This is a genomic window from Sporosarcina sp. E16_8, from assembly GCF_017347095.1.
In the GTDB taxonomy this organism is placed as follows: domain Bacteria; phylum Bacillota; class Bacilli; order Bacillales_A; family Planococcaceae; genus Sporosarcina.
In genome coordinates this window covers 1-20,952 of the sequence record NZ_JADPRZ010000020.1, presented here as the reverse complement: position 1 = coordinate 20,952, position 20,952 = coordinate 1, and the positions used below count along the sequence as shown (strand labels likewise).

Sequence of the window (20,952 nt, the reverse complement as noted above, 5' to 3'; positions counted from 1 at the left end):
GTTTAATTTGTACCTATCACTCATTATAAAAATCTGCAGGCCACTCTAATTCAAAACCGTCTGCTCTTAGCTTATCTTGGAACGCTGTTAACAACTGGTTATTTTCACGAACTGCTTTTGGATCTGTTTTGTTTTTTATACAAAATGCAACTAATGCGCCACATGCTTCACCAATAGTCCACTCTGTCGGATGAAGGCGATAGCAACCGTTTGTTATATGTGTTGTTCCAATATTTTTACTGCCCGCTAACAAGTTATCTGTATCTTTCGGAATCAGCGCACCTAATGGGATATGGAATGGTAACGCTTTTATATCCAGATAGGTTCTTCCTGTCATACTTGGATGTAAATCGATACTATATGATCCAATCCCTATCCGATCAATATATAACTTCCCTGTCTTCCCATCATTAAAATCTGGTGAAACATCCTGCTCTACGATGGTGTACTCCGCCTTGATCCGTCTCGACTCCCTAATATAGGCAGCCTTTGCTAAGCCATCTTCCGTTGCAAATAGATCTTTACGAAGTTTCAATCCCGGATATCCTTTACCGCCATTAGGCCATGGTGCTTCGGTTTGTAACCAATACAAAAGGGACAAGCTTAACTGTTTTGCTTGATAGATATGTTTCTCTTTTTCTACATCGGGCACATCATAAATATTCCCTAAGAAATAATCACTTTGGGGCCAATTCATTAAACTGACATCCCCCGCATCGACGGGCGTATTAAACTGTTGCTTATCATAGCTACGTCGGTATTCCCATAGTGGAAAACCTGTCTCCTCACGAAAAAGCGTATATTCTCTTTTCTTTTTCGTAATCGGATGTGGGGCAAAAAAGCTTAAATAGTTATCGGGCCATATAGCTGGATGAAATTCTTTCCAAAATTCGTACATCTCTGGCTTCGGTATAATATGATTTTCTCCTTGTCGGTATTCCATCCCAAGTACATATGTGAAAGCTTGAATATCTTTAGGATCGGCGACTTCTAATGCATGCGGTTCATGTGTGTCAGCTTTTGCTTCCGCGCCAGTTACATAATCGACACCAGCTAACGGTAATAGATCCCCAGCTTCTGTAGCATCGATGAAATAGGGTGCCGCGGCCATTGCTTCTTGTCCTGTCACAGTATTTTTGTAGGTAACGTTAGTTAATGTTCTGCCATTTCTCTTAACCAAGGTAACTACCGTGTTAACTATAATCGTAAGCTGGTTTGTTAAGACAAATGGCAGGAGCATTTCATTCAATACGTGCAGACTAACTCTTGGATCGTGGCAAATACTGCTAACCAAACCATTCCCCGGATTAAACGGTATTTTAGTAACATTCACATCCATTGTTCGTAAATAAGTTTCTCGTATCTTTCTACGATACGCTTGGTACATCCGTGTTGAACCGAATTCTTCGATCCACTGATGTTCATCAGGTGGCACTCCTTGTGAAGTGACTTGACCACCAATCCAATCGTTTTCTTCAGTTAACAAGACGTGTAAGCCATTGGCACATGCCGATAACGCTGCTGCACAACCACCTAGTCCACCGCCAATAATGACAACATCTCTATTCAACGTTTCCATTTACAAATAAACTTCTTTCCCACTTTTCGCCGACTCATAGACGGCGTTCAACATTTTCATGACCAGCACACCATCGGCAACGGGTGCAATCGTTTCTTTTCCCTCCAAACAACATTCTACAAAATGATTGATTTCATTGCCAAACGCTCTTTCAAAATCAAAGCTTAGGTTATCAATTTGTGGTGTGACATTTAAAATCGTATTGTTTTTCTCTGTTACCATCACTAATTTCGGTTCAATTTCGGCTCCACCTTTTTCACCAAACAATTTAACATATAACTCATCCTCTTTTGCATGAAGTGTAAAGCTAACATCTAAGAACAAAGAGGCTCCATTGTCAAATCGGATAAGAGCATTTGCTAAATCTTCCACATCATTTAATGCCGGATCATAGTCAGCTGCCTGGTAGAAAGATAGGTTTGTTATATGGCTCCGATTGCCTAACTTTGAATATGTATTGCCACTAACCGAGACAGGTCGTGGTTTCCCCATGAGATACCAACAGATGTCAATCATATGGACACCTAAATCAATAAGCGGCCCCCCACCTGATTTCGACTGATCACTAAACCAGCCACCGGGATTACCAAGCCTTCTTAAACAGGAAGCCTTTGCGTAATAAATTTCACCGAGATCATCTTGGTCAATAAATTGCTTGAGTAGCTTTGTATTGTCTCCATGACGTCTGACAAAACCAACTTGTAATACTTTATCCGATTTCTCAACCGCCGCTTCGACAGCTAGTGCTTGTTCGACAGTAATAGATAACGGCTTCTCAACCAAAACATGCTTTCCTGCTTCCAATGCTGCAATTGCGATCTCTGCATGAGTATTATTCCACGTACAAATACTAACTGCATCGATTTCTCGGTTTTGCAATAACTCTTCATAGTTGCTATACAATTCAGTGACACTGTACCGCTCACCAGTTTTGGCTAGACGCTGTTTATTGCTATCACAAAACGCAACTAACTCTACACCTTCGTTTTTCATATATGGTTTAATATGAAACTCAGAAATAGAACCTCCTCCAATAACGCCAACTTTCAACATAGACATAACTCCCTTCTATTGATAGAAATAGTACACGAAGCTCTAGTGAAATTTTTCAATGTACGTATTAATAGTTAATAATCTTCGTCAATGTCGTTGACTTTTTATTGATCAACTTTTCATAAGCAGCTGGCGCATCCTGAAAATCAACTTCATCCATTAAAAATGGTTGGACATTAATCCGCTTGTCATTTACTAAACGTAAGTACTCGGCTACATTTCTTCCTTCTGTCCAGCGTACATAACCGTATGGATAATCGATTGCCTGTTTCTCATATACTTGATCATATCGTCCTGGACCACCAGCTCGTGAAATTAGAATTTGTGCTTCCTTCGCAAACAGTAGACTTCGAGAAAAATCTGGCTCTATGTCACCAACAATTACAACTTTCCCTTGATGTCGAATCCACTCTAAACTTTGATTTGTCAGTGATGACCGTTTACCACCTGCACATAAAAGAACCGCATCCGCCCCGTGTTTTTTCGTACATTTCTCTATTTCGCTTTCCATCTCTGTGATAGTAGAAAAAGAACGAATACTGGATTCTTCTTGAAGCATTGCTGCCCGTTCTGTTTGAATATCAAAGGCAACCACATTATATGCAGCGGCATTGGCTATTTTAGCAATCATTTGACCAAGTAATCCTAGGCCAATAATAACAACCGTTTCCCCAAATTCTAGTTTTGCAATCCTTAGTGCATGTATCGCAATCGCACCAATTCCTGCTAAAGCTGCTTCCTTCGGCTCCACGCAGGGCGGAACCTTCGCACATAATGTGGTTGGAACTAGTAGATAGTCAGAATGACCGACATAGGGGGCCCCATAACAGGCAACAATATCCCCTTTTAGATAATCATCTACACCTTCACCACACTCAGTAACAAACCCAACCGCACTATAGCCTAATGTGATTTCACTCTCCTCGCTAATTCCAATCAAGCTTAGTTCAGTCCCAGGTGAAATGACTGAGTGCAGTGTTTTAATTAATAGATAAGAAGGTATAATCGTCGGCCTCGTGCGCTCAATAATATGGACTTTTTTAATTCTTGCAACAATTGATTTCATTACATTCACCCCTTACTCTCTGAACCATTTGGCTAAGTTCTCTTTCACAAATACATCATCATGTAAATACGGATAATCGGAATACACACGATCTATTTCTGCCAGTTGATTTGGGCTTAATTTTTCTTGTTCAAGTAAACACCATCGGCCTTTTAAAAGTCCTTGTCTTGCCAACACTTCATTAATACCTGCAATGCTCCCTGTAAATTGATTATTCGAGTCGAAGAAAGCAGCGTTTGCATCCGTTATTTCTTGCCCTAAGGTTAATAGTTCACTTGGAATCTCACCTATTGATCGAACGCTTTTTATCTCGTTAAAAATAGCTACTGCTGTTTTCGTCCATACTGACCAATGCCCCAGTAGTCCGCCAACAATCTGCTTGTCAATTTTTTCTCCATTTACAGTAATTCGATAGGTTGTTAACAAGTCATTAACTATATTGTCATCATTCCCCGTATAAATAGCGATTTCTTCATTTCTTTTTGAATGGCAAACTGCCCGAATCACATCGAGCGTTTGATAGCGATTAAAAGGTGCAATCTTTATGCCATGAACATTAGGTATATTCGCAAGTTTTCTCCAAAATTCATAGGATAGAATGCGCCCCCCTACTGCCGGCTGCAAGTAAAATCCAATAATCGGTATAATCTCAGCGATTTTTTCAGTCCGCTTAAGCAGTGCTTCCTCAGATTCATTGTGTAATCCCCCCATGCTTAACAACCCAAGGTCATAACCAATCACTTTAATAAATTTTGCCTCTTCTATCGCCTGTTCTATCGGTCCACTAATTCCACCAATTTTTATGAATGAATCAGGAACTTGTGCCTTCCGCATCTCTTCAATCGCAAGGGCTAATACTTTCTCAAATAAATTAAACTGCGGATCGCGAATTTCAAACTGAGTTGTATGGACACCAACTGCAACCCCCCCGACACCTGCATCAATATAATAGCGAGTTAGTGCGCGTTGACCCGCTTCATCAAGTTGCCGATCTTCTGTTAGAGCTAATGGATGCGCTGGAATGACAGTTCCCTCGTGTAATTGTTTTTTCACAGCAGGATTCAACATTTAAAAAGCTCCTTTTCGTTCTTGAAAATGGGTTGGTTTATTATACGTTTCCCCACTATTCACCAGCCACTCCGCCGTCATATCAATCATTTGTTGAAGTGATATTTTTGGATAGCCGAATAGTTGATGCGCTTTGGAAGCATTATTTAATAACGCTGTCGGTTGCTCTTCATTGACAAAAAGCGGTTTCTTATCAAATCGCGCCCCAAATTCTTCTGCCAACCAACGAACTGAAATCGTCTCTGGTCCAGTCACATTTACTATTCTCGGTGGCGTCTCGCAGTGCAATAAAGATCGTACAGCGTATTCGTTCGCATCTCCTTGCCAGATAACATTTACACTTCCCATTGTAAGATCAACGCCTTTACCTTCAAAAACATGTCGAGCAATTTCTAGTAACACCCCGTATCTCATGTCAATTGCATAGTTCAATCGAAATAGTAGCATTGGTGTTTCATTATTACGCGAAAAGTTTGTAAGGACACGCTCTCTTCCTAAACAAGATTGTGCATACTCACCAATTGGACTCGCGGCTGTCTCCTCAGAACAATTACCACTCACCACATTCGTTAATGGATAAATATTACCCGATGAAAATGCAACGATTCGGGAGTTTTTAAATTTATCTGCAATTCTACCTGGTAAATAAGCATTCATTGCCCATGTAAAATGTTCATTGCCGGCAGTTCCAAATTTATTACCTGCCATAAAAATAATATTTTTAACATCCGGGAGTGATTGAAGTTGCTCATCTATTAATAAATCAACAGCAATTGTTTCAATTCCAAAATCCTCTAACTCTTCTTGTAAATTGCCAGTTGAAAACCGAGAAACACCAATCACCTTCTTATCCAAACCTGCTTCATCAATCGCTCGTTTCGTCATCTTCGCCAATGTTGGTCCCATTTTTCCACCAACACCTAAAATTAGAATATCACCATCTACTAATCTGATATCATTGATTAGTTCAGTTGATGGTTTCGTCATAAAATCTTCAAGCTCTGCAATTGTCTTCATTTCATCACTCCCTATTTATATTAGCGTGAACTAGTTATCAGTTATGTCTAAATTGTCATTCAATAGTATTGTATGTAGACTTTCATTAAAAGACAAGTCTTAATTGTGTCCTTTTATGTCGCATTACTTTCATCATGTATCAACACTACCATTTCTCATTTTTGACAGAATTAATAGAAGAAAGTATTATAAACAAAACATTAGATTAAGAGACACTAGTCCGCTATCTTACTTATACACGATGATAAGGAGGGAAATATTTATGCTTAGAAAAAACACTGTACATGACAATTCCGATATTAATATCGGAATCATCGGACCAAAAGCACTTGTCGATCAAACACGAGAAACACTGAAAACGTTTCCAAACTTTAAACCTGTTTTTCGAATCATTGAACCTACTAGTCTCATCGCAGAAATAACAAGTGAATTAATGAATGATGTCGAAGTATTAATGTTTACAGAATATCACTGTTACAACATCGTCAAACAAGTTGTAGATTTTATAATCCCGGTGCATCATATGCCATTAATGGGCACTGGACTTTATAGATCATTATTTATTATCAAGAGTAGGTACAGCTTAAAATGCCTGTCGATTGATACAGTTGAAGAAAAATATGTTGAACAAATTTTATCAGATCTTGAAGAAGTTAATTATGAACTCCTTGTCTATAAAAACCCTTTACAAAGTACAGTCATTGAGGAAATAGTACAATTCCATGTAGACAATTTTCAAAACCATAATGCAATTGCACTTACGGGGATTCAGGACGTAGCTATTCAATTATCTGCTCGCCATATTCCCCATGAATGGGTAACACCGACTCAACAGGATATGATTGTTTCTTTGGAACGAGCGCTCTTAGCTACGAATACACGAAGAAATAAAGAATCGCAAATTGTCTTCGGCTTAATTAATATCGATAATTTTAAAGGCGTCACAGAGAAATATTCTTCTGAGCATGATGTTCAATTATTAAAATTAACTATCCAACAAATGCTGCTTGATTATATTAAATTGCTTGATGGACATCTTATTAATTTAGGTGGTGAAGAATATTCATTCATAACTACTCGTGGTATTTTCGAACGTGAAACAAGAGGGTATAAATTCATTCCATTACTCCAAGATGTCAAAAACGAACTTGGCATTACGATAAGTCTTGGTGTTGGATTTGGCCGTACCGCTGCAGAAGCAGGCAATCACGCACGATTAGCACTTCGACAATCAAAAGATTTAGGCGGAAACGTTTGCTATATTGTTCGTGAAGATCGCAGTGTCCTGGGGCCTGTCGATATAACGAGCCATAAACAATATGAAAGATATAATTTGGCTATTACTGACCCACTTCTGTTGGATAAAGCTGAAAAAGCCGGGATGTCAGCTTCCTATATGACAAAATTAATGGCACGTGTTTCTAGGCATAAAAAAATGGAATATACTGCCCAGGAATTAGCTTCAACGCTAAATGTAACCGTTAGAAGCGCCAACCGAATCCTTTTAAAATGGATGGATGCTGAACTGGTTGAAATCGTAGGCGAAGAGAAATTAGCACACAAAGGGAGACCCCGCCGTATTTATCGACTAAGCTTTATTGAGGATGGCAAAGAAAATTAACATTTTGTACGCCGATGGAAAATGCGTAGTAGTGCTCATCAGCTTTCACTCCACTACTAAAGCATAGCTCCAATCAGTCGGGGGTAAGCCTGACCCCTAAGACTAGCGGCAAAGCTGCCTGACTTAGAGAGGGAGGCATCCCTGAGCGCCGTAGCGTATTTAGAGTGGGATACCTTATTTCAACTCCCTCTATAAACTAGTTTCGGCCGCTATTATTTCAACCCTGACATTTGAATTCCTTCCGTAAAGTAACGCTGGAAGAATAAAAATATGAGGAAAGTCGGTATAAATGACACTGTCGAACCAGCCATTTCAATACCAAAGTTCCCTTCTTTCCCAAGCATTGAAGCTAAACCGAGAGTTACTGGGAACATTTTCTCTTGCGTTAAGTAAATTAACGGTTGGAATAAATCATTCCAGTTTGAAATAAATGAAAATGTTCCAACTGTCGCAACAACCGGTATCGAAAGCGGCAAAATGACTTTGAAAAATATTTGTATATCATTCGCACCGTCAATATATGCAGCTTCCTCCAAATCATTGGGTATATTCTGTAGAAATTGTCTAACTAAAAACACACCCATAATCCCCCATAACTCTGGGATGATCAATGCCCAGTATGTATTTATCCAACCGAAATCGGAAAACATAATGAACTTAGGGATGATTAATAGCTGCTGTGGAATCATGATGACCGCCATGAAAACCCAAAATATGATTTCTCGCCCTGGGAATTGTTTCTTCGCAAAGATATAGCCTAGAACCGCACAAAATATCATCTGACTTGCTACTGGAATGACGGTAATGATAACCGAGTTGAATATCCATCTGATGAATATTCCGTCTCTCATTATATATAAATAGTTTTTCATTGTAGGGTGATCTGGAATCCAAAATAACGGATCTAATTGTGCATATTGAACATCCTTAAAAGATCCTAAAATCATAATAAGAAAGGGCAATAGGAAACAAACCCCCAAAACGATTAACGCTATATACGAGATCGTTTTTTTAAGCATTTTTTCAATCTCCTTTCTATGGGCATCTAGCGATTAGTAATTATTAGATTCCTGTCCCAGGTATTTCCGCTGTATTAGCGAGATAACTAGGATAATAAAAAATAATACATAAGAAAGTACAGCAGCATAGCTTAAGTTAAGACTCGTAAATCCTTGTTCATACAAATAATATACAATAGTTGTCGTAGCATAATTCGGACCCCCACCCGTTAGTAAATAGGCCGAATCAAATATTTGAAAAGAACCAATAGTTGTCGTAATCGCGACAAAAAAGTGAATGGGCCTTAATAACGGAAATGTTATCGTCCAAAATATTTTAAATGATGAAGCCCCATCAATTCGTGCCGCCTCATATAATTGTCGATCAATTGACTGGAGTCCTGCAAAATAATAAATCATGGTACTTCCAGCAACTTTAAATATACTTAAACCCGCTAAAACCGCTAGGGCTTGGCTAGAATTAGATAAAAATAATTGCGGTTCGATGCCAATAAAACTAAGCAAGTAGTTAATCATCCCTGCCTCTGTCCCTCTAAATAACCAACCCCAGATCCCCGCAATGATTACAAATGATGTGACCACTGGCAAGAAAAAGATCCCTTTAAATAATCCTGCTGTTTTAACACCAGAATTAATGATTAACGCTAAAATCAATCCTAAGCCCATCGTAGGCACAATATAATAAGCTGAAAACTTCACTGTATTCCAAATAGCTTTCCAAGCCAATCTATCGGTTAGGAAATACTTCCAATGTTTTAGTCCTACAAATTCCGGGTCACCAATTACTTTCCAATCCATAAATGTTAAATAAAAGCTTAGCACAAAAGGGTATATTTGGAAAATAAGAAAGTGAACTAGTACAGGGATTAGAAAGATATATACGATAGCATTACGGTTCCACTCACGCTTCACTCTTTCTCCGAGTGGCAACTTATTCTTTTTAGAAGTTACTGCTTTACTCAGTGTAATCACCCTTTCATATGTAAGTTAGTAACAGAGAGCTTGATCGTGTATTGATCAAGCTCTCTGTTTTGCTAACATTTTATTTGCCGATTTTACCTTCGATCGCTTTTGCAGCGGCATCTGCTGCTTCTTTTGGCGTTTTCTTTCCTTCCATCATTGTTTGAAGTTCAGCTTGAATTAACGGCATGATTGTACGCCCTTCTGGATGGATAACTCCAGGTAATGCAAATTGAGTGTAATCCGCTAGCTGTGCAAGATATTTTTGTTCACCAAAGATGTCTTTTGCAGATTCCCTAGTAGGTATATACTGTGTAACTGTATTAAATTTCTTCTGATTATCCGAATTCGTCACTACTTTGATAAATTCTGCTGCGGCTGCTGGATTATCCGTGTTAATTGGGGCTACAAACATCCCTGTCGTTCCATATGTTAATTGTTCCTTATTTTTCATTGGTGGAGCAATAACGAATTCAAAAAGATCTTGGCTTAACATACGACTTACTGAAATACCCGAACCTTGAACTGCCAACATTTTTCCGCCCTCCCATAGCGCATCATGTTCTAATGCAGTAATTGAATCTTTCGGGATCCAGCCTTCTTTATACATTTTATTGATAAATTCAAATGCTTCTACGCCTGCTTCGTTATTAATTAATACTTCATTATCTGCTGTAATAACATCTCCGCCTGCTTGCCATAAGAATGGATATAACGTTCCATTCATTGATCCTCCACCCTGGAAACTCGTTGCATAAAAGCCCTTGTCTTTTGCTTTTTCAGCCCATTTTTCAAACTCTTCCCATGTTGCGGGTAAATTTGCAGGATCTTCACCAATCGCTTTGATTACATCGACATTATATAAATACGTGTAAGCTTCTTGTAAGATTGGTAGTCCATATAACTCATCCTTCCAAGTTGTAGAAACTAACGCTGTATCTACAAAATCATCAATATCAAAGCCTTCCAAATAGGGATCTAGTGCTAGTAACATACCTGCATCAGCATATTGTGGCATCTGGTCTGGTATTACGTAAAACACATCGGGACCATTGTTTGCAGCTAAAGCTGTAAGTACTTTTTGGTCACGATTCGCCCATGGAATTTGTTCGAAATTTACTTTCACACCTGTTTGCTCTTCATAAGAAGCGATGACTTCATCCCACATTGCGCCTTCAGTTTCTTGATCACCCGTAAATGGATGTGCCCAAACTGTTATTTCACCAGAGAGTCCCGCTTCTTTTTCTGTTTCCCCTACCACTTCTGGTTTTTCACCACCAGTTTCTTCTTTTTTTGTGCCAGTGTCAGTGTCACTTGCACTACATCCCACAACTAAAGCCCCAAGTAAAAGTAGTAATAGAAAAAACCCAATTCTTCTCATCTAAATGACCCCTCTCAAATTTTATTGATTTTAATTAGTTAATATAGGTCTATCAAACTACTATTTGATTTACACCCCCTTTACTATTAGACAACCCCTACCACTTCACATTATACTTTTCTCGGCGTTTCAACCGATTGGGTATGAATATTTTGAGTACTTCTTCAAACTTTCTCTATTGCAATAAACAAATATTCTTTTGTCCACTTTTTAATTACCTGTTCAACACAATTAAATAGACTGAAGTGATTGAATTGCGCGTCCATTTTTATCAGATTACATTATTTCTCATCAAGAGACAAGTCTCTAAAGTGTCTTTAATTGTAGACATGCGATTATTAATTTTTAATATCAATCCTTATTTATGCATAATTATGGTTGGTACTTTCAATGTTTTTAATATATAGTTAATTATCGAGAGGTGATACATTTGGTTGGATGGGAGAAATTTAATAGCATTTCTTACAGAATGATTGAATTAGCTTATATTAATTTGCTCTGGATTTTTTTCACACTAGTAGGATTAATAGCTTTCGGTTTCTTTCCAGCTACAGCTGCAATGTTTGCAGTTGTCCGTAAATTAATTCGAGATGAAGAGAAATTCAAAATACTTCCTACATTTTGGACTTTATTTAGGACTGAATTTTTAAAGACAAATGGTTTCGGTCTAATTTTCCTAGTCATTAGCTACTTCTTTTATTTCAATTTTCATTTCTTACAGTTAAATAGTGGTGAATTGCAATTTATATTCCCTGTATTAATTTTCATTCTTATTTCAAGCATCATTACATTATTATTTTTCTTTCAAGTCTATGTACATTTCAAGTTAACGTTCTTCCAATACATCAAACAGTCTTTCTTAATCGCAATTACATCTCCAATTGAAGTCATAGCTATTGGTGCTTTAGCAGGTGGTATCTACTTTACCGCTACACTATTCCCTGGAGTTATCCCGTTATTCACCGGAAGCGTATTTGCATATGTAGCTACTCTAATAAGTTTCAGATCCTTTGCGCGAATAGAGAAGAAAATAGGTGCACTAACTTAATACTTTTCCCTGGATTTCCACATGGTCCCATGGCACTCCTCTTCCCAAAAAGTAAACGTAGACAAGACTTTTCAGAAGTAATTTTATTAACGTATTTACGTCTGCTGATTAACCAATATTAACCAGAAGGTAAGTTAATTACACACAGCGCTACGTGTATAGCTGCATTTGGATTACTTTGGATCGAACGACTACTTTACCGTTACACGGATGTCTGGATGTGTAAGGATGTGACTTTTTCGCATCCTTACACTCTTTTTTCGGTAATCGTAGGGTGGTCCTTCATCCGCCCTGCTCAAAATGCATACGTACACGTAGTGCTGAAAATGAAGGTATCAAGCCCTTCTCACCAGTTTTTATGAGAATAAATGATTAATTAACAGACGTGGAACGAATTAATAATAAACAAGCCAGCGACTCAGTCGGATTAATCGACTAAATCACTGGCTTATTTCGAACTATTTACGCGTATAACTATCAATAAATAGCACCAGATGGCGAAACAAATAGTAATCATTTCCTTATCAATAGTCGTGCATTCACACCTACTTATTATTCACCCTTACTACAATCCGGCATACCAGGAACTTTCCCACTCGTTGGTATCAGTCTCTTTTGTCGGCATTGTTCTTCAAGGACCTTCGTTAACACGCGTTGGATAATGGTCGATTCGATTGTTGCAAATGCTGGATCAGCAAGGTTTGTTTTTTCTAATGGATCCTTGGTGAGATTGTAGAGCTCAAATTGCTCCGGAACTGGTTCTGTTTTCGTCACCGGCACATAGCAACCATCCTGTTCGATTACGACTGTATCACTAGAGCCTGGATTCGTCCAAAATTTCGGGTTGTCAAAATAACGGGCGAATTTCCATATCTCTTCACTCTTGTCTTTTCCGGTTTCAATCGTGGCAATTACCGCCTCGATATCACTCGGTTCGACTACTGATTTATAAGGTTTTCCTGTAATTGGATTCGTTTGATGCAAACCTTTGAAGACATTGTCGTCTGTCATAAAATAGATTGGTTCATTTGCACCAAAAAACTTTTCATGCCCGTAAAATAACGGTGTCAAATTTCGACCGACTAACGGAAGTGCTTCCGTGTGATCTTTAGAAAGCTTTCCCCGGATTAGATCAGCGTTTATTCCCGTTAACCCCAACAATGTTGGTAGTACGTCGACATGGCTTGTTAGCATATTCGTGCGTTTAACTCCTTTCAATAGAGCTGGGCTATAAATGATCAATGGAACATGGATCGATTCTTCGTACATGTTATACCATTTTTGATAGAGGCCGCCATGCGCTCCCAACTGTTCACCGTGATCAGATGTGAATACAATGATTGTGTTGTCATAGAAACATGAGTTTTGAAGTGCCAGTAGGACCTTAAGCATTTCATCATCGGCTTTTTTTTGTAAGCTGTAATACAATTGACGATAAAAGTTATTGTCGTTTATCGGTTGCAATGCTTTTGGATACGTAACACGGTAGCTTTCCTGTGCAGATGGTTTAGTGAGCAATGACTCCCCTATTGTTGGGGCTGGTGGAATGTATGGGAGAGTTGGGTCGACTTCAAAGTTGAAATTCGGGGAAATTGCGGATAGTACACCATATAACGCAATATCATGGGGATTTATGAAAGAGCACTTGATAAACCAAGGAGTCATGTTATTTGTACACTTTGCAATTTCATGTAGTGATTCGATAAGCTCTACTGTTTCAGCTGCGTATACTTCGTCCCGACCACTTGTGCCTATTCCCGCAGATGAACCGGAATTTCGCGGATTCGCCCCGTGAGGTTCCGGACCAATCCAATCGGAATATCCGAAAGATTCGAGACGGTTTGCTTTTTCATATAATGTTTCTTGCTCTGTATTAGGTACACCTGTAACTGGATTATAGCTAGGTAATGCATTATGCGTTCCCGGGATTAAGATATCTTCATCCGATGCATGCCATTTCCCTTTCCAAAAGGTATCATAGCCTGCAGTTCGAAAGTAATCACCCATGGTTGGAACAGTGTTTGGATCAAGCCAAAATACATCAGGGTCAAATGATTGCTTAGCAGCTCCTGGCGTTTGAGTTACTCCGTGAAGCGATGGATATTGACCTGTATATAATGTTGCCCGACTTGGTGAACAGGCGGTACTTCCGGCATAGTGATTAAAAAACTCCATACCGTTATTCCGTAAAAATTCTTGCGCAACTAAATTTTCTTTTCGCCATTCCTGCAATTCTTTTGTTTCATAAACAGTCGGAAAGCGTTCTTGATCAACCATTAAGAAGAGAATATTTGGTTGCTTCTTCTTTTCGGGGTATTTTCTCTTGTAGTAATCCATTGTTATTACCACCCTTTCAAAATCATAAGTACTTATATACTATATGTGAAAAGGTGGAGTATTGTATGAGTGATTTGCACAAGCCTACCGTGCTTCAAAAAAAAACTGACGCACCTGTTTATAGGTCGTCAGCTGGCTCTCCCAAGACATTCTCCATATATTCTTTACCCCATTCATACATAGTTTCCAGAATCGGCATAAGACTTCTTCCATGTTCAGTAAGCGAATACTCAACTTTTGGAGGAACAACAGGATATACTTCGCGATGGACAATCAAATGGTCTTCAAGTTCGCGCAATTGATTTACGAGCATTCGTTGAGTGATACCAGGTATAAGTGTCTTTAATTCACCGAAGCGTTTGGTTCCTTCCTTACCGAGATGCCATAACACAAGCATCTTCCACTTGCCACCAATAATAGCAAGCGTCAATTCTTTTTCACAATTAAACGTTTTCTCCCCTAAACTCGGCATTTACTACACCTCCATTCTCTCTAATAGTATACTTTTCGTCACTATAAATGAATTAAGTACGTACTTTAAAATCACATATATACAGGCTATATTAAAATCTTAACCTTTAACTACTTCCTTTTCGATAATCACGCTCATAGGCTCTAAAATGAACTTTTCTATAGCATGTAGTACTCCCTCTTCATTGTTTGTAAGTGAGATGTAATCCGCGCTATCTTTTAATTCCTTAACCGCATTTCCCATTGCAATACCTAAACCTGCAGTCGTAATCAGTTCGAAATCATTGTGGTTGTCTCCTATTCCGATGATTTCCGATCGTTCAATGCCGAGTTGTTTCGCTAGATGAAGCAATGCACTCCCTTTGTTTGCTTCAGGGTGTGTAACCTCAAGATAGGTTTCTTTTGATTTCGCGATATGAGCCCGCTCTCCGAACAATGTTCTCAATTCTCCTTGTAAGGTTTCAAGACAATCAGGTTCTGCAATATAGAGTGCTTTCGTAAATCCATGTTTGGCAATCTTGCCAAGATCCGGTTCTATCGTATACGGGACCATTACTTCTTCAGCATAGGAAATTAGCTTGTCATTTTCTGACTCTCCATAGAGAATATCGTCTTGATACACTTGTAAGTGTATTTTTTTCTTGCGAGCAATGCCAACTAATATTTGTGCAATATCAGGGGAAATAAGGCGCTCATACAGCACTTCATTCTCATTGACATCCTTGATAATTGCCCCCTGATAAGTAATAAGCGGTACATTTATGCCTAACTGCTGCGCAAACTGTTTTGCCGAAGGGAACATCCTACCGGTAGCAATCGTTACAATCGTTCCTATTTCTACCGCTTTTTGTATTGCCTTGACTGTGTTTGGTGAAATCAATAATTCGTCTGTGAGTAACGTACCATCGAGGTCGATGGCAATCATTTTATACAAAGAATCTCTCCCTTAAATTCGTTTTATAATGATTTGAGAAACAGCACTTATATTTGCCCTTCAACTAACAATACTCTTGGAGATGAACCATCTGTGCTTGTTAGCTTTAGGGATGCAGCAACCATAAAATATTTCCCTCGCCCAATTCTCTTTACACAAATTCCTTCTATTATAATGATATCAGTTGCAAACATCATTTCATGCTTTGGAAGCCCTTCTTGACCTCTTTCAATTCCAAGTGCATCTACTCCAACACCAATTCTGGAAAGAGTTTTGGTACATAGCCGTTCTATAGCCGATTCACTTTGTTTGTTTTTTAGTATTTTTAAAATCAGCGAAACCTTCATAATTGGCTTCTGTTACATCATACTTTTTCATTGTAACAACTTGCCCTTTACTTTTTGTATCTAGCTATAAAGCTATCCTCGCACGTTGTTTAGCAAGCTGTCTAGTAAAGCTACTTTGCTTGCACGATAGATGCACTAAATAAGACATTGATAGTGTGAACGAACAGAAGAAACTGATTTCCTTTTCGATAAGGGAAATCAGTTCTTTTGTTTATTCTTTAACCAAAGCAGATTTGGTTGTACGATTAGCTCTCATGAATTTTGCACACACACCAAACCGAATATGTGCTTTTATGATGTTCAGAAAACCCTTAAATCTTTGTAAATAGGAAAGCGATTTCATTCCAAATTAGCATGTCGTCCATACATCACTTCAGAATTCAATCCTTTTTTCTCCATAAATTTCAAAATAACTGCATCATAAAATAGGAGAAGCGATTGCTCGAACAGTGAGCCCATCGGTTGTATTGACTTCCCGCTGTTGCCTTCCCCTTTTGCTTGGGCAGGTATTTCAATTTTAATATCTGCCAACTTACCAATTGTAGAATCAGGATTAATGGTAACAGCTACAACTGTTGCACCAATGCTCTTCGCTTTTTTAGTCATCGCGGCCAAACTTTGGGTCTCTCCGGATCCAGAACCGACAATGAAAATATCATCCGGTTCTAGATTCGGCGTTACCGTTTCGCCTACAATATACGAATCAAGACCTACGTGCATCATGCGCATTACAAATGCCTTAGCCATGAAGCCAGAGCGTCCCCCACCTGCAACAAACACTTTTTTCGCGCGTGAAATTCCTTCTACTAATTTTTCGGCTTCTTCACTATCAATTAGATTAATGGTTCGCTTAAGCTCGGCCAAAATTTCATCTGCGTAACCTGTGGTGTTCATGTTACACCATCACGCCTTCTTTGATTAGCTTTTGAATTTGTGCAGCTTCAGCTTTTTTGTCGTCTTTACTTGTGATTCCACCACCAACAATAATTAGATCTGGTTGTACTTTAATCACTTCAGCCAATGTTTCAAGCTTAATCCCACCTGCAATTGCTGTTTTAGCATTTTTCACAACGCTTTTGATTGTGCGTAGGTCTTCTAATGAATCCTTACCTTCCGCTTGCAAATCATAGCCTGTGTGAACACAGATGTAATCAGCACCAAGCTTATCAAGCTCTGCTGCACGTTTTTTGATGTCTTTTACAGCAATCATATCTATCAATATTTGTTTACCCTGTTTTTTCGCTTCTTCAACAGCACCTTTGATAGATGAATCTTCAGCTTGCGCAAGAATAGTAATTATGTCAGCACCTGCTGCAGAAGCTTGAGATACCTCATAACCTGCTGCATCCATGATTTTAACATCTGCAAGAACTACTAGGTTAGGGAATGCTGCTTTAATTTCTGTAACAGCTTTAAGTCCTTCTTTGTTGATAACGGGGGTTCCGATTTCAACAATATCGATATGCTCCCCTACTTCTTTAATAATTTCGATGGCCCCTGGAATGTTAACAAGATCTAATGCTAATTGTAATTTCATTTTTTCATTCTCCTTTTATTCGTTTTTTAAGTACAAACCTAGTGTATATCTTAAAATCATTTTTGTGAAGTACGCACTTTAAAAACACATACAGACAAATAGTATACCGTGAATATCCTATAAAGCGATGGGGGTTACAAGAAATTAAATTTATTTCATCATTTCATTACTACTCCTTAGTCAATAGCTTGGTTACAAAAAAGTTAAGTTTTCTTAATAAAAACTAGATGATAATCTTTTGAAATTACTATCTTCTATATAATGCAACGGTTTCATTTGAGCACTCATTATCATTTCCATCCAGAATAACGAACGACAGTATACTTTTAGTCACTATATGATAATAAAGTGCGTACTTACATTAACCCACCCCGATTAGTATAGTAGGAACTGTTGCGATTATCATTCATAGCTTAAACGGAAAATTGATTGTAAAAGCAGGGGGAATCGACTATGGATACACAAAAAACCTCGGAAGGATCTGATGTTAAACATTGTTTAACGGAGTCCCAAGAGGAATGGATCATGCAAGACATGACTTTTATTTTATTTGGAGCAACGGGAGATTTAGCTCAACGAAAGTTATTTCCTGCTTTATATAATTTATTTCTCGATGGAAAAATGCCAGATTCTATCTCAATAGTTGGTTTAGGTAGATACTATTGTTCAAACGATTTTTTTCAATCTAAAGTGGAAAAAGCACTCCGGCTATATTCCAGAAGAGCTGTTCAAACTTCAGGTTTGCAAGATTTCCTAACTAAGTTTCGCTACTTTTCATTTAATGCAACAGACCGTGGATCCTATCTAAATTTGTTCGAACTCATCAAAAACAGAGAAAACGAGTTAGGTATACCAGAAAACCGACTTTTCTATTTGTCTGTCGCACCGAAGTTGGTTGATGTTATTACGTCAAATCTTTATGCAAGTGGTATAAGTCAAACTCAAGGTTGGAACCGAATTATTGTTGAAAAACCGTTTGGAAGTGATCTGCAATCGGCACAGCAATTGAATGATACTTTGAGCAAAGCATTCTGCGAAAAAGAAATCTATAGAATCGATCACTATCTTGGAAAACCTATGGTCCAAAATCTTGAATCCTTAGTCCTTGCCAACCCGGTTTTGAATTCTTTATTAGATCATAAACAAATTGCTAATGTTCAAATCACAGCAAGTGAAACGGTTGGGGTAGAAACACGAGCTGATTATTATGATCAGGCTGGAGCGATTCGTGATATGGTTCAGAACCACCTTCTTCAGTTAGTGATGATGACGGCACTGCATCTTCCAGGGGAAGTTACGACCAAAGATATTGGAGTTAAGAAAATAGATATCATAGAATCTCTTCGACCAATTCTAAAAGAAGAGGTCTATGTGAATGTTGTTCGTGGTCAGTATGAATCTGGAGTGGTTCTTAATACACCTGTTGCTGGCTATACAGAGGAGCCTGGGGTTAATACCACCTCAATGAATGATACTTTTTTCGCTGCGCGTTTATATATTGATAATACGTCTTGGAGTGGCGTTCCGTTTTATATACGTACGGGGAAACGGATGGAAAAGAAGTCTTCACGGATTGTCTTGGAGTTTAAGGATAATGTAAAAAAATCAAATGCACTTCCGACTGAAGGGATTGGCCCGAATTTATTGATGCTCGAAATTAGTCCGAACGAAAGTGTTTCATTAAAACTGAATATGAAAGATCCTTCTAGTAACCGTTTTGATCCTGTTTACATTAACTTCTCGAACAACTCTGATGACCATCCAGAAGCATATGAACTACTTCTATTTGATGCAATGCTCGGTAATACAGCATTCTTTGCACATTGGAAAGAAGTCGAATTATCATGGAAGTGGATCCAACCAATTTTGGAGGCATTTCAGGAGGATATGTTGCCTTTACATCCTTACCCTGCTGGCTCTACAGGTCCAGAAGCGGCAAATCAGTTATTACTGTCCAATCAATTTACTTGGTGGTAACTAAAAGTTAAAATCCAAAGGAGCTATAAAAAATGACAGTTTCATTTGATTACAGCAATGTTTTATCGTTCATGAAAAATAGTGAACTTGAAAATTTAAACGCATTTGTAAAACAGGCTCATAACCAAATCCATCAACAAACTGGTCCGGGTTCTGATTTCTTAGGATGGGTCGATTGGCCAGTTACCTATGATAAAGAAGAGTTTAAAAGAGTGAAAATAGCGGCTAAGCGAATTCAACAACAGTCAGACGTGCTCGTTGTTATTGGTATTGGTGGATCTTATCTGGGGTCTAAAGCAGCAATTGAGGCTTTATCACATACGTTTCATAACCAGGTCAAAGGTAATACCGAAGTATACTTTGCTGGACAAAATATCAGCTCTACTTACATCGAACATTTACTTGAAGTATTAGAAGGGAAAGACGTTTCTATTAATGTTATTTCCAAATCAGGTACAACAACAGAACCTGCTTTAGCATTCCGTATTCTCCGTGCGTACATGGAAAATAAGTATGGCAAAGAAGAAGCAAGGAATCGTATTTATGTGACCACTAATCATACTAAAGGCGCCCTTCGGAACCTTGCGTACGAAGAAGGTTACGAAACATTTGTTATTCCGGATAACATAGGTGGGCGGTACTCTGTTCTGACGCCTGTTGGCTTACTTCCTATCGCAGTAGCCGGTCTCGATATTGACAAAATGATAGAAGGAGCAAAAGTCGCGTATTTCAAATACAATGATCCCGATCTGGCAACGAATGAAAGTTACCAGTATGCAGCTGTAAGAAATATTTTCTATACTAAAGGGAAATCAATTGAATTACTTGTGAACTATGAACCTGGCCTGCATTATGTAGCCGAATGGTGGAAGCAGCTCTTTGGAGAAAGTGAAGGTAAAGATGAAAAAGGACTCTTCCCTGCATCAGTTAATTTTACAACGGATTTACATTCGATGGGTCAGTATATACAAGAAGGGCGTCGTCTTTTCATTGAAACAGTCCTACAGATAAAAAAGCCCCAAATCGAACGAACGATTCAAGATGATATCGACAATATTGACGGATTGAATTTCCTAACGGGAAAAACAATGGATGAGGTGAATAAGAAAGCCGCCCAGGGAACTGCCCTTGCTCACATTGATGGAGGTGTTCCAAATTTGCTCATCGAGTTAGACGAACTTAATGAATTTACCTTTGGGGAAATGGTATATTTCTTCGAAAAGGCTTGCGCTATAAGTGGAACTTTACTCGGAGTAAATCCATTTGATCAACCAGGGGTAGAAGCTTATAAACAGAATATGTTTGCGTTACTTGGCAAGTCTGGTTTTGAAGCAGAAAAACAAGATTTGGAAAGTCGTATAGATAACATCAAATAACTTATACGAAGGAATGAGTTTAGAATATGATCAAACAGCAAATGGGCGTTATTGGTTTAGGTGTGATGGGGATGAACCTAGCGCTAAACATCGAAAGCAAGGGCTATTCGGTAGCTGTCTATGATTATTGGACAGATCGAACAGATGCATTCTCGAACAAT

At 38.5% G+C, this 20,952-nt stretch carries 19 protein-coding genes; 5 read left to right on the top strand and 14 right to left on the bottom strand.

The window, feature by feature from the left end; all coding sequences use genetic code 11:
• Positions 1 to 16 precede the first annotated feature (16 nt).
• The 5 genes from I2484_RS12600 to I2484_RS12580 all read right to left on the bottom strand — a co-directional run bounded on the left by I2484_RS12600 (position 17) and on the right by I2484_RS12580 (position 5,783).
• On the bottom strand, positions 17 to 1,579 hold the full coding sequence (locus tag I2484_RS12600) for an FAD-dependent oxidoreductase (protein WP_207151389.1): 1,563 nt from the start codon (positions 1,577 to 1,579) through the stop codon (positions 17 to 19).
• Positions 1,580 to 2,632 carry a Gfo/Idh/MocA family protein gene (locus I2484_RS12595; RefSeq protein WP_207151388.1) on the bottom strand — a complete coding sequence of 351 codons (1,053 nt, stop codon included), beginning with the start codon at positions 2,630 to 2,632 and terminating at the stop codon, positions 1,580 to 1,582.
• 67 nt (positions 2,633 to 2,699) lie between these two features.
• The gene (locus tag I2484_RS12590; protein WP_207151387.1) at positions 2,700 to 3,698 is read right to left on the bottom strand and encodes a zinc-binding dehydrogenase; all 999 of its coding nucleotides are present in this window, start codon (positions 3,696 to 3,698) and stop codon (positions 2,700 to 2,702) included.
• A gap of 12 nt (positions 3,699 to 3,710) precedes the next feature.
• Positions 3,711 to 4,766 (bottom strand): dihydrodipicolinate synthase family protein, encoded by a 1,056-nt coding sequence (locus tag I2484_RS12585; protein WP_207151386.1) that lies wholly within the window; start codon positions 4,764 to 4,766, stop codon positions 3,711 to 3,713.
• On the bottom strand, positions 4,767 to 5,783 hold the full coding sequence (locus I2484_RS12580) for an NAD-dependent epimerase/dehydratase family protein (protein WP_207151385.1): 1,017 nt from the start codon (positions 5,781 to 5,783) through the stop codon (positions 4,767 to 4,769). It lies immediately after the preceding gene.
• 262 nt (positions 5,784 to 6,045) lie between these two features.
• Here I2484_RS12580 and I2484_RS12575 point away from each other — a divergent pair, with 262 nt between their 5' ends.
• Positions 6,046 to 7,404, top strand: a complete 1,359-nt coding sequence (locus tag I2484_RS12575; RefSeq protein ID WP_207151384.1) for a GGDEF domain-containing protein — start codon at positions 6,046 to 6,048, stop codon at positions 7,402 to 7,404.
• A 212-nt stretch (positions 7,405 to 7,616) separates the two neighbouring features.
• Here the strand turns inward: I2484_RS12575 and I2484_RS12570 are convergent, their stop codons facing one another.
• From I2484_RS12570 to I2484_RS12560, 3 genes are all read right to left on the bottom strand, one after another.
• Positions 7,617 to 8,423, bottom strand: coding sequence for a carbohydrate ABC transporter permease (locus tag I2484_RS12570; RefSeq protein ID WP_207151383.1), 807 nt, complete (start codon positions 8,421 to 8,423; stop codon positions 7,617 to 7,619).
• 33 nt (positions 8,424 to 8,456) lie between these two features.
• Positions 8,457 to 9,386: a carbohydrate ABC transporter permease gene (locus I2484_RS12565; RefSeq protein ID WP_207151417.1), complete on the bottom strand. Its 930-nt coding sequence runs from the start codon at positions 9,384 to 9,386 to the stop codon at positions 8,457 to 8,459.
• 79 nt (positions 9,387 to 9,465) lie between these two features.
• On the bottom strand, positions 9,466 to 10,764 hold the full coding sequence (locus tag I2484_RS12560; RefSeq protein WP_207151382.1) for a sugar ABC transporter substrate-binding protein: 1,299 nt from the start codon (positions 10,762 to 10,764) through the stop codon (positions 9,466 to 9,468).
• Between the two features lie 430 nt (positions 10,765 to 11,194).
• Here I2484_RS12560 and I2484_RS12555 point away from each other — a divergent pair, with 430 nt between their 5' ends.
• Positions 11,195 to 11,812, top strand: a complete 618-nt coding sequence (locus I2484_RS12555; protein WP_207151381.1) for a YesL family protein — start codon at positions 11,195 to 11,197, stop codon at positions 11,810 to 11,812.
• 552 nt (positions 11,813 to 12,364) lie between these two features.
• Here the strand turns inward: I2484_RS12555 and I2484_RS12550 are convergent.
• The 6 genes from I2484_RS12550 to hxlA form a co-directional block, all read right to left on the bottom strand.
• Positions 12,365 to 14,149: a sulfatase family protein gene (locus tag I2484_RS12550; protein ID WP_207151380.1), complete on the bottom strand. Its 1,785-nt coding sequence runs from the start codon at positions 14,147 to 14,149 to the stop codon at positions 12,365 to 12,367.
• 118 nt (positions 14,150 to 14,267) lie between these two features.
• Positions 14,268 to 14,621, bottom strand: coding sequence for a winged helix-turn-helix transcriptional regulator (locus tag I2484_RS12545; RefSeq protein WP_207151379.1), 354 nt, complete (start codon positions 14,619 to 14,621; stop codon positions 14,268 to 14,270).
• Positions 14,622 to 14,720: 99 nt separating this feature from the next.
• Positions 14,721 to 15,545, bottom strand: coding sequence for a Cof-type HAD-IIB family hydrolase (locus tag I2484_RS12540; protein ID WP_255551397.1), 825 nt, complete (start codon positions 15,543 to 15,545; stop codon positions 14,721 to 14,723).
• A gap of 56 nt (positions 15,546 to 15,601) precedes the next feature.
• The gene (locus tag I2484_RS12535; protein WP_207151377.1) at positions 15,602 to 15,901 is read right to left on the bottom strand and encodes a hypothetical protein; all 300 of its coding nucleotides are present in this window, start codon (positions 15,899 to 15,901) and stop codon (positions 15,602 to 15,604) included.
• A gap of 339 nt (positions 15,902 to 16,240) precedes the next feature.
• Complete coding sequence (gene hxlB / locus I2484_RS12530) at positions 16,241 to 16,795, bottom strand: 6-phospho-3-hexuloisomerase (protein ID WP_207151376.1); 555 nt, start codon at positions 16,793 to 16,795, stop codon at positions 16,241 to 16,243.
• Between the two features lies 1 nt (position 16,796).
• On the bottom strand, positions 16,797 to 17,438 hold the full coding sequence (gene hxlA, locus I2484_RS12525; RefSeq protein ID WP_207151375.1) for a 3-hexulose-6-phosphate synthase: 642 nt from the start codon (positions 17,436 to 17,438) through the stop codon (positions 16,797 to 16,799).
• A gap of 525 nt (positions 17,439 to 17,963) precedes the next feature.
• On the opposite strand from hxlA, the gene zwf reads away from it, so the two are divergent.
• The 3 genes from zwf to I2484_RS12510 form a co-directional block, all read left to right on the top strand.
• Positions 17,964 to 19,415 (top strand): glucose-6-phosphate dehydrogenase, encoded by a 1,452-nt coding sequence (gene zwf, locus I2484_RS12520; protein ID WP_207151416.1) that lies wholly within the window; start codon positions 17,964 to 17,966, stop codon positions 19,413 to 19,415.
• 32 nt (positions 19,416 to 19,447) lie between these two features.
• Positions 19,448 to 20,791: a glucose-6-phosphate isomerase gene (locus I2484_RS12515; protein WP_207151372.1), complete on the top strand. Its 1,344-nt coding sequence runs from the start codon at positions 19,448 to 19,450 to the stop codon at positions 20,789 to 20,791.
• Positions 20,792 to 20,817: 26 nt separating this feature from the next.
• A partial coding sequence (locus I2484_RS12510; RefSeq protein ID WP_207151415.1) for an NAD(P)-binding domain-containing protein occupies positions 20,818 to 20,952 on the top strand: 135 nt, incomplete at its 3' end.

What these genes read in the sequence shown, in the direction of transcription:
- I2484_RS12600 (WP_207151389.1), bottom strand. Translation starts at nt 1,579, where the DNA reads ATGGAAACGTTGAATAGAGATGTTGTCATTATTGGCGGTGGACTAGGT.
- zwf (WP_207151416.1), top strand. Translation starts at nt 17,964, where the DNA reads ATGCAAGACATGACTTTTATTTTATTTGGAGCAACGGGAGATTTAGCT.
- I2484_RS12590 (WP_207151387.1), bottom strand. Translation starts at nt 3,698, where the DNA reads ATGAAATCAATTGTTGCAAGAATTAAAAAAGTCCATATTATTGAGCGC.
- I2484_RS12545 (WP_207151379.1), bottom strand. Translation starts at nt 14,621, where the DNA reads ATGCCGAGTTTAGGGGAGAAAACGTTTAATTGTGAAAAAGAATTGACG.
- hxlA (WP_207151375.1), bottom strand. Translation starts at nt 17,438, where the DNA reads ATGAAATTACAATTAGCATTAGATCTTGTTAACATTCCAGGGGCCATC.
- I2484_RS12580 (WP_207151385.1), bottom strand. Translation starts at nt 5,783, where the DNA reads ATGAAGACAATTGCAGAGCTTGAAGATTTTATGACGAAACCATCAACT.
- I2484_RS12595 (WP_207151388.1), bottom strand. Translation starts at nt 2,632, where the DNA reads ATGTTGAAAGTTGGCGTTATTGGAGGAGGTTCTATTTCTGAGTTTCAT.
- I2484_RS12535 (WP_207151377.1), bottom strand. Translation starts at nt 15,901, where the DNA reads ATGAAGGTTTCGCTGATTTTAAAAATACTAAAAAACAAACAAAGTGAA.
- I2484_RS12585 (WP_207151386.1), bottom strand. Translation starts at nt 4,766, where the DNA reads ATGTTGAATCCTGCTGTGAAAAAACAATTACACGAGGGAACTGTCATT.
- I2484_RS12540 (WP_255551397.1), bottom strand. Translation starts at nt 15,545, where the DNA reads ATGATTGCCATCGACCTCGATGGTACGTTACTCACAGACGAATTATTG.
- I2484_RS12570 (WP_207151383.1), bottom strand. Translation starts at nt 8,423, where the DNA reads ATGCTTAAAAAAACGATCTCGTATATAGCGTTAATCGTTTTGGGGGTT.
- I2484_RS12575 (WP_207151384.1), top strand. Translation starts at nt 6,046, where the DNA reads ATGCTTAGAAAAAACACTGTACATGACAATTCCGATATTAATATCGGA.
- I2484_RS12515 (WP_207151372.1), top strand. Translation starts at nt 19,448, where the DNA reads ATGACAGTTTCATTTGATTACAGCAATGTTTTATCGTTCATGAAAAAT.
- I2484_RS12550 (WP_207151380.1), bottom strand. Translation starts at nt 14,149, where the DNA reads ATGGATTACTACAAGAGAAAATACCCCGAAAAGAAGAAGCAACCAAAT.
- I2484_RS12560 (WP_207151382.1), bottom strand. Translation starts at nt 10,764, where the DNA reads ATGAGAAGAATTGGGTTTTTTCTATTACTACTTTTACTTGGGGCTTTA.
- hxlB (WP_207151376.1), bottom strand. Translation starts at nt 16,795, where the DNA reads ATGAACACCACAGGTTACGCAGATGAAATTTTGGCCGAGCTTAAGCGA.